Here is a 12,237-nt window from a genome sequence, read left to right on the forward strand (position 1 = left end):
GCTCGCCGACCGTATCCAGGACCTCACCGTCAAGGTTCACAACCTGGAGCAGCCCGCCGCCTGAGCTGGCGCCTTTCGCCGGAACCGCGCCCTTGAGGCGCGGCGCCGGTGATGGGCGCCGGACCGGCCGGCCCCTGCACCACGCAGCGCGGCGCCCGGGAGGTCAGAGTCCCGGGCGCCGCAGACAGGCACACCACGAGAGGAACTGCCTGATGCGAACGATCATTTCACGGTCTTTACGGGCCGTCACTACCCCTGCTCCAGGCTCCGAGGACCGGTGCCCGACCTGCCGCGGAACCTTCACGACCTGTCGATGCGGCGAGTTCCCCAAGCCCATCGTCACCTCGGTCCGTGCCGGGCTGTACGACGACATGGACGACATGACGGATGATGACGACCGGCGTGGCTACGAGCGGGACGAAACCGACGAGGCGTTCAGCCGACTGGTGAGTCACCGTTTCCGGAGCGGGCAGGACACCTCGCCCCCGGAACCGCTGCCGAAGCGCGAGCCCGGCGAGACGCTCCCGCCGCTGCTGCGCCCCCGCAAGTCTGTCAGGGCCGTGCGCACCACCGTGTTCCGGGAGGTAGCGGCGTGAGTGCATCCTGCGGACACCCCGACAAGCTCGTCACCTACAACAAGTCCGGTGCCGACGGCCGCTCGTACCAGGCCGTGCGGCACGAGGCGTGCACGTGCGGTCAGAGGCCCGCCGCGCAGCAGTCCAGCGGGCGCCGCTGACCAGGAGCCGGATTCTGACTCCGTACATACAAGCCGCTCGGGCCGCGCAGCAGCGCGCGGCCCGAGCGGTGGCCCGTCTCGGGCTCTCGCATCCGCTGGCCCGTCTGCTGCTGACCGCCGCCGCGCTGACGGCGGCCGCCGCGTACCGGGCCGGCCACCCCGTGACTGAGATCCACCCGCCGCCACCCGAGCGGCGGGTTCCCCCTCCGCTCCACCAACACCACGAGGAGATCACCGGATGACGACTCTTCAGCCCTCCACGCAGGTCGACCCGTTACAGCAGACCGTGTACCGGACCGGCGACTACGTGCTCTACCGCGACGGCGACAAGTTCTGGGCGGGCAAGCCTCAGCACACATTCGTCTGCCGGGTCCTCCGTGTCTTTGAGATCGACGCGGTGACGTGGCGGTACCAGCTGCTCTGCCTGACGACGCGCGGCACCGTCGCGAGCGCCTCCCCGGCGTACATGCGGCTGCTGCCGCCGCTCGACGCGATGCGCGACATCGACACCGCGTCGCTCGACGACGAGGACACCGTCCTGACGGCGGCGGCCATCGCCTGGCTGCGCCAGCAGTACGGCAAGTCCACGGTCTGACCTGCCGGTTGCCTCCCTCGTCCGTCCCGGCCCGCCGCCGGTACGGACGAGGCAGAGGGGAGCCGGACAGTCCGGACCACACCACACCGGAGGTTCTTGTGATCAGCCTGCCCCTCTTCGTCATGGCCGGCGTCGCGACGTGGGTCTGCCTCCGCATGGACCTTCGGGTCCCGCTGCTGCTCGCCGCCCTGGTCTGCGGCTACGCCATGGCGGCCTCGCCGCTCAGTGGCGCGATCGACGGCCTGGGCCAGGGCGTGAGCGCAGTGATCGAGAACGCGAACAACGCCGCCAGTAGGTGAGCGCTCTCGTCTGCCTGTGGCCCCGGACCCGCCGTCCGGGACCGCAGGGAGGTGACAGCCCCCGTTCCGTACCGCCCCCACCCATCCGAAAGGACTTCCATGAGTGACGAGAAGCTCGGCTCGAACCTCACCCAGCTCATCAACCAGTTGGAGAAGATCGAGTTCCGTACCGACCGTGACCTCTACCAGTACGCCCGGATCCTGCGCGCGATCGGCCTTGAGCTGCACATGCGGGTCGGGATGGACGCCGACATGGTGGCCGCGATCCTCGGCCAATACAAGGGCAAGTGGTTCACCTTCGGCCTCCAGTCCAAGGTCCGCGCGAAGCTCGTCGGCGCGCACCTGCGCGGCGGCGCATCCGCGGCGAAGGTCCTGGGCCTGTCCGGCGTGAAGATGTACGCCTCCTTCATGAAGCACTTCATCCAGCCCGAGATCGAGGCGGAGCGGAAGGCGCGGGAGGGCAAGGACAAGGCGAAGCCCGGATTCTCCATCGGTGACAAGCCCAAGGGTTCGGCCGGCGAGCCGGGCGAAGCCGGGAGGGCCGCCTGATGCCTCCGTTCCGCTCCCGCGCAAAGAAGATCGACACCCGGCCCGAAGAGGAGCAGCAGGCCTCCCGGCAGGCCCGGCTCACCTACGGCGGGCCGTGGGCGCTGACCGCGAGCACCTGCATCGTCGCGGAGACCGCCCACGTCCTGCTGTCCGGCACCCCGGCCAGTCTCGCGCTCGCCGCGCTGGGACTGGCCGGGACGGGCGCGGCCCTGTCCAAGCTGGTGCTCCACATGGACCTCAAGGCCAAGCGCGACCGGGACGTCCGGATCCGCCACCAGGTCAACAGCCTGTCGGCGACGGCCGGGGTCACCCTCGGCACCGTCGTCGGCCTGGAGAGCGGGGCGACCCTGGGCACCTGGCTGCTTGCCGGTGCGGGCCTGTCCATCGGCAACAACCTCTGGTCCGCGCTCTACAAGAAGACCGCGGGCGAGAAGGGCGACAACAAGTGGGCGACGCTGGAGAAGGAGATCGGCCTCGCCAAGCACGAGCTGAAGGAAGCTCAGTCCAACGGCAAGGGCACGGTCATTGCCACGGTGGAGGGCAAGGACGGGGCGACGGCGGACGAGTTCGCCCGCCGGATCCCCGCCATGACCTCCGCGCTCAAGCTCGGGTCCGGTCGCATCACTCACACCGTCGATGACGACGACGCCTCGCTGATCACGATGCGGGTCCAGGTCGCCGACCTCCTCAAGGACGGCTTCTCCTGGCCCGGCCCATCCGCGTTCGGCACCGGGTTCGGTGACAGTCCGCTGCACCTGGGCCGCTACGAGGACGGCGAGACCCTCCGCGTCAACATCCCCGGCGTGCTGCGGGATCCGCAGGGTCTGAAGACCGGGAACGTGGAGCACTGCATCTTCCAGGGCACCAACGGCTCCGGGAAGACGCAGGGCAACGCGTCCCTGATCACGGACGCGGCGACCCGCTCCGAGGTGTCCATCATCATCGTGAACTGCGCCAAGTTCATGCAGGACTACGGACACATCCGGCACGCCGCCGACATGGTGATCACCAACGAGAAGGAGGCCAAGCGGTTCTTCAAGCAGCTCGGTCCGGTCATCGACGCCCGCGCCTCGTACCTGGCGTCCAAGGGCCTGGCCCGCTGGGAGCCCGGATGCGGCATCAACTTCCTGATGATCGTGTGCGGTGAGGCGGCCGACTACGCCGACGGCGACGCGTACGGGAAGGTCCTGCGGACCATCCGGTCCTCCGGCGGCTGGGTCGAGTCGGAGATCCAGCGTGCCACGCACGACAACATGGACACCTCCGCGCGGGCCAACCATCCGGCGGGCGTGGCCTTCGGGCTCGCCGACGGGGCGGAAGCGCAGTACGTGCTGCCGCCCGAGGCGATCGAGGCCGGCGCCTTCCCCGGCTGGGGCAACCGCAAGCCCGGCTACCTGTACGCGGCCGGGCTCGGCATCCCCGAGGACCGCTGGGCTGTCGTCGCCCGCACGTACGCGGTGGACCGGCCAACCCTGGCGGCCGCCGTCACCGCGGGCATGAACGTGCGCACCCCCATGGACGAGACGACCGCCACCGCGTTCGGCCCGCTGTGGACCAACCGCACCTTCTACACCACGCCGATCCTGGAGGGCGACACCGACGGCACCGGCGCCTTCCCTCAGGAGCAGCACCCGGCCGCGCCCGCCACCGGGGCGGGCACCGCGGACCCGGCCACCGAGTACGACGACAGCGAGTACGAGGAGGACCAGGACGTGGAGGTCGACGAGGAACTGCTCGCGAAGGAGACCGAGGACATGATGGAAGAGATCCGGAACATCCTCGACTCCGACCCGGAGCCCGGTGTCACCCAGGGCCTGACGGCGGAGACGGAGATCGAGGCGCCGGCCGACGACGCCCCGGTGTTCTCGCTGCCGTCCCCGGCCGAACCGGGCGACAAGTTCACCCAGGAGGAAGGCCGTCAGGCCATCCTCCAGCGGCTCCATGAATGGTTCGCGAGCGGGAAGGCATCGTTCGAGCCGAAGGAAGTTTCCGACCTGTGGCTGCGGGTGGATCTGAAGACCCCGCGCAACTGGTGGAACCGGCTGCGGGTGGACCTGCTGGAGTCCGGGGTCATCGAGGACTCCGAGACCTACGGCGAGTACGACATCGTCCGCGACCCCCTCGCCGAAAACAACTGAGCGTAACTACAGGGGGGTGTGAAAAGTTCAGGGCTCCCGAACTGTTCGCACCCCCCCGTTTCCCTTAGGAACTCGGGGCTGTTCTTGCGCGAACAGCACGAACACCACCCGAAAGATCCCTATTTGTTCCGAGCGAACACCACCGCGAACACTCCCGCGAACACCCCCGAACACTACGGAAGGTAACCAATATGACGGACCGTCCCGAGCCTCCCCCGCCCCTGTCCAAGGCCCAGAAATGGGCCGTGGGCATCGCCGGAATCTTCTTCGGCGGCCTCGCCGGACTCGGCGGATTCGCCTCCTTCGCCGCCGTCGAGGAGGTGGCCCGCGAATACGGCTTCGGCAGCCACGCATGGATCGTCCCCATCGGCGTTGACCTGGGCATCCTCGCCCTCCTGGTCGTCGACCTCATCCTGGAGCAGCTCGACATGCCGCTCCCCCCTTTGCGATGGCTCGCCTGGGCCTTCACAGTCGCAACAATCTGGTTCAACATCGCCGCCGTTGACACCGGACTCCCCCTGCAGGAGCGCCTCACCGGCCAGGGCATGCATGCCGCGATGCCAGCCCTGTTCATCGCCTTCATGGAGGGCGCCCGGCACGCCGTACGGCGCCGGACCGGCATGCTCTCCCAGCGCCGTATGGACGGGATCCGGCTCAGCCGCTGGGTCCTGGACCCGTTCGGCACCTTCGGGATCTGGCGCCGGATGAACCTCTGGGAGGTCCGCTCCTACCGCACCGGCCTCATCCTCGAAGGGCACCGCCGCAAGCTCAAGGGGGACCTCCGCGCCAAGTACGGGCGCCTCTGGCGCCGCGCGGCCCCCCACGAGGAACAGTGGCCCCTGCGCGGCGGCATGCTGGACCTCGCGCTGACCCTCACCGGGGACCACCCGGGGGCCATCCGGCCCGCCGACGGGAACCCCCCCGCTCTCGCGGCCCCCGCCCCGGGGACCACACGGGCCCTCACGGGGACCACGGCCCCCGGCCCGGCACTCCCCCCGGCCCCCGTGGTTCCCACTGGTGCGGAAACCACTATCGCGTCCAGCGCGCCCACCAGCACGGGAACCGGCCCCCGTCCGGCCCCCGCCCCGGTCCCCGCGAACGGAACCGCGGGAACCACCCGCGTTCCGGAGCACTCCGAGGGGACCATTCCCGGGAACCACCCGGCCGCACCGGGGACCACCACGGGGGACCACCACACCACCACGGGGACCACCGCCGAGAGCACGGCCCCCCACTCCGGCCCCCACGCGAACGGATTCCCCACACAGGCCCCCCGCCCCGGGGACCACACCCCCTACGACAGCACCGGCTGGGGGACCAGCCGCTCTCGCGAGCACCACGCCGCACCCGCCCGGCCCGACATCGACGACGCGAAGCTCGCCGACGCCAGGGAACTCGCCCGCGGCATCATCCGCGCCGGATCCAGCAAGGTCTCCCGCCGCTCGCTGAAGGCTGCCGGCCTCACCGGCAAGACCAAGACCCTCCAGGACATCGCCGACATCCTCAACGACGAAATCGACCAGGGCCTGCTCCTGGACGAGTCGGCCTGACCCCGCCCGCCACCCACACACCACGAAAGAGGACACGATGGAAAACCGGCCCGAGGAACGCGAGCACGGATACACCTTCGACTTCGTCCGCCAGGACCAGGACGTCACGCTCCTGGACCCCGTCGGCCCCCAGCACCCGCCGACGATCCTCCTGCACGGACCGGAGACGCTCGCCACCCGGCTCCACCAGCTCACGGACTAGACCCGGCCGGGCCCGTGGCCGGGCTGGCTTCAACACCCCGGCCACAGCACAGCCACAGCCGGACACCCCGCACACGTGAGGCCCGGACCGTTGCGGTCCGGGCCTCACATATGCACCGGCACCGACAACTCCAAGGGCCCCGAGGCGGCTTCAACGCCCCGGGACCCCTGAAGAGGCCGGAGCCTCACCCGGACGCGATCCCACGCCACATGACATCCGCCCGGCTCCCCCGAAGAGGAGACCTCTCATCATGCCGCACCAGGACTACGAACCCGTCTACCAGCCCATTCCCCTTCACCCGTACGGACAGCCGGTGATGCCGCCCCAGCACGGCGTTGTCGCCCACCCCTCCACAGGCATCGACGGCGTCACCATCGCCCAAGGCCCCTACGGGCAGCCCGTCGCCTACTACACGGCGCCCCCCGCCCCTGCCCCCGCCCCGCTCGTCTCCCCGCTCCTCATCAAGGCCGCCCTCGCCTCGGCCGTCCTGGCCGGCGGCGGCGTCGGTATCTACTTCCTCACCCTCGCCCTGGCCGCTCTCGTCCAGGCGCTGATCACGCTCGTGGCCGTCCTCGCGGGCGGCGCCGCGCTGCTCCTGGTCCTCAAAGCGCTCGCGGCGAACAGCAAGCCGGCCGCCCCCGCCGTCACCGTCCAGGCCCGCGGCCGCGCCAAGGTGCAGATCCACACCGGCCGCGGACACAACCGTGGCCGCCGCTGACACGCCGCCGGCAGCCCTCGAGGACGTCGACCCGTACGCCGACCCCACCGGCGCGCTCCCCGTCTACCGCTGGAGGCAGGCACCCCAGGGACTCGCCACCCGGCGGCAGCTGCGGGAGCGCCGCTTACGACCCGGCGGCCACGAGCCGGTCGCCGTCATCGAATGCCGGGGCGGCACACGGTGGGCGTGGCTCTACGAGATCGAACACGCGCTGCCGGTACGGCCGATGACCCTGGCCAAGGAAGCCGCGCTCGACAAGGCCATGGCGAAACGACAGACCTGCCCGGCCTGCTCGAGGCGGTATTACCACTGCCTCCCGCTCAAATCCCTCGGCTCGTGCCTGGAATGCCACGACGGCACCCCTGCCGCCCCCGGCAGCTACCAGCACCCGCCCACCGTCGGCCGGCTCGCCGCCGCGGCCTGAACATCCCCGTGTCTACCGGTTGCCTGACCCACCCGTACCGCACGTCGCGGACCGGGTGGCGAGGGGGAGCCGGGCAGCCCGGCCCGCGCACACCACCTGTCCCCTCGTGCCTGGGAGAGCCCACCCCGATGGCGAAACCGCCGCCCGCCGTGATCGGCGTCCTGACCGAACCCGCCCCGCCCACCTGGTGGCAGGCCCACCGCCACCAGGTCCTGCTGCTCGCCGGGATCGTCCTCGGCTGGCAGCTGTGCGGCGCGAACAGCGGAGCCACCGAACACGAACAGCACGGCCCGCCCCGACCCGACCACAGCACCACCCCGTCCGTGACGCCGCCCACTACCGCGAAGGAGACGACCGTTGAGTGAGCCCACCGACCCCCACCAGCCCGATCCCACGGTCCCGCCGCTGCACACCATCGCCGACCACCAGCGCGTACCGCCGCCCCGGCGGCCGGCCCCGCCCCGCGTGAAGCCGATCAGCGCCGTCGACGACATCCCGCCCGCCGCCGTCGTCGCTCTCGCGGCCGTCGCCCTCACCGCCCTGGTCCTCACCCTCAAATGGGGGATCCCGACGGGCATCGGCTGGTTCCAGCACCAGGACTGGTCCTGGGCCACCCAGTGGGCCGCCACGGTCGCCGATCCCGTCCACGCCTACCTGAGCACCCACACGACCGACCTGCCCATCACCGCGGGCACGGTCTTCGTCATCTGGCAGGCAGTCGGCGCCGCAACCCTGATCAGCGCCTGGATCACCGGCGGCTTCGGCCCCCGCCTCACGTGGCTGGCCTACGGATCAGCCACCGTGGCCATGACATGGGACGCCTCCCCCACCGCCGGGCGCACCGTCGCCACAGGCCTGGCCGTCATCGCCTGGACGATCCTCTCCTCGCTCGCCCTGCGCGGCTTCTCCCTGCGCCCCGTGGTCAACGTCCTCCACCGGTCCTGACGGTTGCCTGATCCACCCGCCCCGCCACGGGCCGGGTGGTGACGGGGAGCCGGACAGCCCGGCCGGTACTCACCCGTCCCGCCCTGCTCATCCTCGCCGCGGCGGCCACCGCCGCCACCGGCACCGACAAGGAGTAGCCCTATGGCCCTCACCCTCTTCACCCGCCGCCCCGCCCCCACCCCCGCCGCCCCGCCGGCCGCCAGGCCCGACACGTGGCCCGAGATCGGCGAAACCTGGAAGCCCGAGGGCGTCACCGTCGTAGAGCGGTACTACAACCAGGCCAACGCGGTCGTCCTCTTCTACACCGCGGCGAGGGAATACGACTACGCCATCGCCTGTCTGGGCTGCCACTTCACCGCGACCCGGGAAACCATCCGCGGCTACCAGGGCTGGTACACCCTCGAAGATGTGGCCACCGTCGCCAACGACCACGCAACGACCTGCCGCGCGCTGCCCCGTGACATTCCGGCCCGCCCGGATGACGACGCCGTCCGCGACCGGTTGAAGAAGTGGGCGGCCGGCTGTCGTCGCCAGGACGAGGACGTGCAGCTCCGGATCCAGCACCTGGATCTGATGCGGTTGACCCTCCAACGCTCCAACGGCTGGATCGAGAACGCGCTCCAGCAGCTGGCCGACGGCCATCCGGACATCGTGATCGCCAAGCCCAGCAAGTACAGCGGCGGCCACACCGAGTTCTACGCCCGCTGCTCCTGACCGGATGGTCTCCGTCGGCCCCGCCCTCCCGCCCCGCGCGGTGAGCAGCGGGGCCGTGCGGTGTCCGCCCGGTCAGCAGAGACCAGGCGACCGGCCCTCCCCGGAGGACACCGTGCCCCTCGCCCGCCGCTCCCTCATCGAAGCCGCCGCCGCCCGTTTCGGCAGGCGCCGCGCCTACACCGACACCACCATGGTCGACGCGCTGCTCACCGAGCAGACCGAGACCGTCTACACCGGCGCCGTCGACCACGCGGCCCTCGCCACCGAGAAGAACAGCGACGTCCTCGCCGTGCAGCCCGGCGTCCTGGACGTCCGCGGCCGTGTCCTCGCCGACGTCCTCTACCTGGAAGGCGTCCTGGCCGGCGCCCGCAACCGGCGCCTGGCCCCCGACCTCATCGAGCGCCTGGAGGACGTCGTCGACCACGGCCACGAGCTGACCGTGCTGCTCGCCGCCACCGTCCGCACCACCGCCGCCGTCCACACGGCCGGTCGCTGAACGCCCGGGGCGGCCGCAGGCCTCGAGTCCGGCCGCCCCGGAGCACGCACCACCTTCCCCTCCCAGAGCACATCCGACAGATGAAGGAGCCCCAAAATGGCCTCAACCCCGCGTGCCCAGCAGATCGCGAGCTCGGTGATCGAGGGCGCGAGCGCGACGTCCGCGTTGTTCGGCGGCGCCGTCGGCGCCTACCTCGGCTACCAGAGCGGCCCGGCCTCCTGGTCCGGCGAGATCCGGATCCTGCTGGCCGGCGCCGCCGCCGTCGTCGGTGCTGTCGCCATCGACGCTCTCGTAGACCTTGCCATCGCCCCGCTGCGGCGTCGGCTCGCCAACAGCCGGTACCGCACGCCGGCCAGGGAACTCCCCGCGCTGCCGGGGTCGCTCGCCGACAGCATCACCACCGTCGCCGCGGCGGCTGCCGGAGACGCCGCCGACCAGGCCGCGATGGCCGCGCGCATCAAGCTGGACCGCTCCGACGACGGATCGTTCCTCACCGTTGCCGAGCGGTGGACCGGCTACGAGAACGGCGAAGCCAGCCTGTTCCTCGCCCCCGGTGCCCAGCTGCACTTCGCCTTCGCTGACGACCGCCGCGGCTATCCGGAGAGGACGTTCACCCTGCTGACTTCCCAGCAGGACGCTCCGGTCGCCATCACGACCCTCGCCCAGCTCCACCAGCACCTCCTCGCCCGCGAGTCCGGCCTGCAGGTCTCCCAGCCGGCCGACAGCAACACAGAGCTCTCCGCGGCCTGACGGACTGCCCGTTCCGCCCTGGCCCCTGCGACCGGGGCGGTGCGGTGGCCCCTCAGCCCCATCCCGCCGGAAAGGACCCATCAGTGCACACTCCGACCTCATGCCCCACTCCGGACAAGGGCCGGTGCGCGACCCAGGAAGCTGCACAGAAAGCCGCCCAGCGGATGCAATTCCGCGTCGGCCGGCTCCTCACCCCCTACCCCTGCGCGTGTGGCTGGTGGCACCTGGCCAGCGACTCCACCCAGGAGCTGCCCGCCGACGCGGTGGCCGACCCGGCCGACACGGACCGGCTCCGGAAACTCGAAGACGCCGCATTCAGGGACGTCGTCAGCGCCGAGGCTCGGGGTCAGCTCGATACACCGGACCGCCTGGCCCTGCGCCATCCCAAGAATCTCGAACGCTGGCGTCGCATGCTGCGCGAACTGAGCGACGACCTCGAAGCGCAGCTGGTGCACCGGTCGGACGCGAACATCCCCGGCATCGACGACTGGCGTCGAAGGGCCCGCCGCTACGGACGGGCGCTCAACGAACGCGCCCGTGAATGCCGCGCACTGCTCGCCCGGCCCCGGCAGGACACGGCAACGCCGGTCAAGACACCGGCCGCACAGTCACGGTCCGCGCAGAACGAGCTGCGTCGGCTCGGGGGCGATAAGGCCATTCGGCGGCTGATCGCGGCACACGGGCCCGAGTTCGCCGGCTACCTGGCCGAGGAATACGCCGTGCTGGGCGCAGACCTCCCCCAGCACATTGAGAAGTACCTGCCGACGGAAGCCGAGAAGGCCGCCTGACACACACCGTGCCGCCTCGGCCGGGACAGCACAGCGACTCGCCCACCCACCACGAGAGGACCCCTCGCATGCCCCGCACCCAGACCTCGCGCTCCGAGCTCAGCGTGATCCGCTACGGCGCCTTCGTCTCCCGTACCACCGAGCAGCTCATCGCCTCCCAGGCCGTCAGCATCCGCAGCGTGGTCCACGACCACTTCGCGCGGCGCTCCCTGGGGGCCGTCCAGATCTGCCTCACCAAACCGCGCCTTCTGCGCGAACTCGCCAACCGTGCCCAGGGCCAGGCCGCGAAGGTCCCCGAGCACGTCTGGACCAGCGCCGACCAGGAGATCACACGCCGCCCTCGCCGCCTGCTGAGCGCCACCGTCATCGCCCCTAAGGGCGCCATGTGGATGCTCGTCAACGTCTCCCTTGTACGTAACGACCCCCAGCAACTCCGACTTGCCCTGCTGCGCGGCTTCATCGGCGTCGACCAGCTCATTCGGCCGGGAGCCCGTGAGGAGCGCATCTTCTGGATCCGGCACGAGATGGGCGTTCACCCGCTCACCCGCCGCCAGGAGGCCCGGGCCCGCGAGCGGATCCGGGACGACGAAACCGAGACGCATCGCCTTGCCCGCGTGCTCGCCGCCCGTCTGTGACATCTGACGGCCGCCCGTGCCGCCCCGGGGATCCCGGGACGGTGCGGGCCCCCGTCAGCCCGCACCACAGGAGGACCCGTTGCCCCGCACCGTCCCCACGGCTCTGACCGAACGTCTCACCGACGTCGTCACCGGCGTCCTTGGCACCGGCTGGACACCGCCGGCCAGCCTCGACTGGCCCGCTTCCTTCCTCAACGAGGCAGCCGGCCGCGAGCTCACCATCTACCCCGACCGGCTGAACAACCGGCTCACCTTCATCACGGCGTCGACCGACGACTTCGACTGTCAGCGCCTCGCGAAATACACCCCCGACCTGACCGGCCACGACACCATCGACGACTGGATCGCCGACGCCGACCTGGACGCCGCCGCCGACTCCCTGGCCGTCATCCTGCAGCGCCTGGTCGACCAGCCGCTCCCCGAGCGCATTCCGCGTCCCGACCCGCTGGAGCGTGAGCGCGAGCAGCTGGCCAAACAGGCCAAGGAACTGGCCGCGCACGCCGGTCACTTCGCCGCCGGCCTCATCTGGTCCCAGCCCGTCACCGACGACGCCCGCGGGCTCGCCACCCTCGCCCAGCGCCTCGCGTGCACCGCCACCCGCGTGGACGAACTGCGCGGCCACACCCGCACCCGCTGATCCCACGCTGGTTCCGGCCGTACCGCCGGAACCAGCGCCCTCCCACCCACCCGTATCGAGA

The 12,237-nt window shown here is 71.0% G+C and carries 19 protein-coding genes; all 19 read left to right on the top strand.

Annotation, left to right across the window (positions count from 1 at the left end; genetic code table 11):
• The first annotated feature begins 380 nt into the window (after window positions 1–380).
• Window positions 381–596: a hypothetical protein gene (locus tag ACFTZC_RS39140; protein ID WP_382898529.1), complete on the top strand. Its 216-nt coding sequence runs from the start codon at window positions 381–383 to the stop codon at window positions 594–596.
• Entirely contained in the window at window positions 593–736 is a 144-nt protein-coding gene (locus ACFTZC_RS39145) for a hypothetical protein (protein WP_382898531.1), read from the top strand. Before ACFTZC_RS39140 ends, ACFTZC_RS39145 begins: the two co-directional genes overlap by 4 nt.
• Before the next feature lie 68 nt (window positions 737–804).
• Window positions 805–978 carry a hypothetical protein gene (locus ACFTZC_RS39150; RefSeq protein ID WP_382898533.1) on the top strand — a complete coding sequence of 58 codons (174 nt, stop codon included), beginning with the start codon at window positions 805–807 and terminating at the stop codon, window positions 976–978.
• On the top strand, window positions 975–1,331 hold the full coding sequence (locus ACFTZC_RS39155) for a hypothetical protein (RefSeq protein WP_382898534.1): 357 nt from the start codon (window positions 975–977) through the stop codon (window positions 1,329–1,331). Before ACFTZC_RS39150 ends, ACFTZC_RS39155 begins: the two co-directional genes overlap by 4 nt.
• A 98-nt stretch (window positions 1,332–1,429) precedes the next feature.
• A complete protein-coding gene (locus tag ACFTZC_RS39160) occupies window positions 1,430–1,630 on the top strand; it encodes a hypothetical protein (protein ID WP_382898536.1) in 201 nt (66 codons plus the stop codon).
• A gap of 99 nt (window positions 1,631–1,729) precedes the next feature.
• Window positions 1,730–2,179 carry a hypothetical protein gene (locus tag ACFTZC_RS39165; RefSeq protein WP_382898538.1) on the top strand — a complete coding sequence of 150 codons (450 nt, stop codon included), beginning with the start codon at window positions 1,730–1,732 and terminating at the stop codon, window positions 2,177–2,179.
• Window positions 2,179–4,317 carry a hypothetical protein gene (locus ACFTZC_RS39170; RefSeq protein ID WP_382898540.1) on the top strand — a complete coding sequence of 713 codons (2,139 nt, stop codon included), beginning with the start codon at window positions 2,179–2,181 and terminating at the stop codon, window positions 4,315–4,317. The genes ACFTZC_RS39165 and ACFTZC_RS39170 overlap by 1 nt, the downstream gene beginning before the upstream one ends.
• A 191-nt stretch (window positions 4,318–4,508) precedes the next feature.
• Window positions 4,509–5,867, top strand: a complete 1,359-nt coding sequence (locus ACFTZC_RS39175; RefSeq protein ID WP_382898541.1) for a DUF2637 domain-containing protein — start codon at window positions 4,509–4,511, stop codon at window positions 5,865–5,867.
• A 37-nt stretch (window positions 5,868–5,904) separates the two neighbouring features.
• The gene (locus ACFTZC_RS39180) at window positions 5,905–6,069 is read left to right on the top strand and encodes a hypothetical protein (protein ID WP_382898543.1); all 165 of its coding nucleotides are present in this window, start codon (window positions 5,905–5,907) and stop codon (window positions 6,067–6,069) included.
• A 250-nt stretch (window positions 6,070–6,319) separates the two neighbouring features.
• Window positions 6,320–6,787 carry a hypothetical protein gene (locus ACFTZC_RS39185; protein ID WP_382898545.1) on the top strand — a complete coding sequence of 156 codons (468 nt, stop codon included), beginning with the start codon at window positions 6,320–6,322 and terminating at the stop codon, window positions 6,785–6,787.
• A complete protein-coding gene (locus ACFTZC_RS39190) occupies window positions 6,774–7,211 on the top strand; it encodes an RRQRL motif-containing zinc-binding protein (RefSeq protein ID WP_382898546.1) in 438 nt (145 codons plus the stop codon). The genes ACFTZC_RS39185 and ACFTZC_RS39190 overlap by 14 nt, the downstream gene beginning before the upstream one ends.
• Window positions 7,212–7,339: 128 nt before the next feature.
• The gene (locus tag ACFTZC_RS39195; RefSeq protein ID WP_382898547.1) at window positions 7,340–7,576 is read left to right on the top strand and encodes a hypothetical protein; all 237 of its coding nucleotides are present in this window, start codon (window positions 7,340–7,342) and stop codon (window positions 7,574–7,576) included.
• Complete coding sequence (locus tag ACFTZC_RS39200; protein ID WP_382898548.1) at window positions 7,569–8,156, top strand: hypothetical protein; 588 nt, start codon at window positions 7,569–7,571, stop codon at window positions 8,154–8,156. Before ACFTZC_RS39195 ends, ACFTZC_RS39200 begins: the two co-directional genes overlap by 8 nt.
• A gap of 141 nt (window positions 8,157–8,297) precedes the next feature.
• Window positions 8,298–8,870, top strand: a complete 573-nt coding sequence (locus tag ACFTZC_RS39205) for a hypothetical protein (protein WP_382898550.1) — start codon at window positions 8,298–8,300, stop codon at window positions 8,868–8,870.
• A 112-nt stretch (window positions 8,871–8,982) separates the two neighbouring features.
• Window positions 8,983–9,366, top strand: a complete 384-nt coding sequence (locus ACFTZC_RS39210; protein WP_382898551.1) for a hypothetical protein — start codon at window positions 8,983–8,985, stop codon at window positions 9,364–9,366.
• 96 nt (window positions 9,367–9,462) lie between these two features.
• Window positions 9,463–10,116 carry a hypothetical protein gene (locus ACFTZC_RS39215; RefSeq protein ID WP_382898552.1) on the top strand — a complete coding sequence of 218 codons (654 nt, stop codon included), beginning with the start codon at window positions 9,463–9,465 and terminating at the stop codon, window positions 10,114–10,116.
• An 83-nt stretch (window positions 10,117–10,199) separates the two neighbouring features.
• Complete coding sequence (locus tag ACFTZC_RS39220; RefSeq protein ID WP_382898554.1) at window positions 10,200–10,904, top strand: hypothetical protein; 705 nt, start codon at window positions 10,200–10,202, stop codon at window positions 10,902–10,904.
• 68 nt (window positions 10,905–10,972) lie between these two features.
• Window positions 10,973–11,539 (top strand): hypothetical protein, encoded by a 567-nt coding sequence (locus ACFTZC_RS39225; RefSeq protein WP_382898555.1) that lies wholly within the window; start codon window positions 10,973–10,975, stop codon window positions 11,537–11,539.
• A gap of 79 nt (window positions 11,540–11,618) precedes the next feature.
• Window positions 11,619–12,176, top strand: a complete 558-nt coding sequence (locus ACFTZC_RS39230; RefSeq protein ID WP_382898556.1) for a hypothetical protein — start codon at window positions 11,619–11,621, stop codon at window positions 12,174–12,176.
• Window positions 12,177–12,237 lie beyond the last annotated feature (61 nt).

The sequence above is a fragment of the Streptomyces sp. NPDC056987 genome, from assembly GCF_042673865.1.
In the GTDB taxonomy this organism is placed as follows: Bacteria; Actinomycetota; Actinomycetes; order Streptomycetales; family Streptomycetaceae; genus Streptomyces.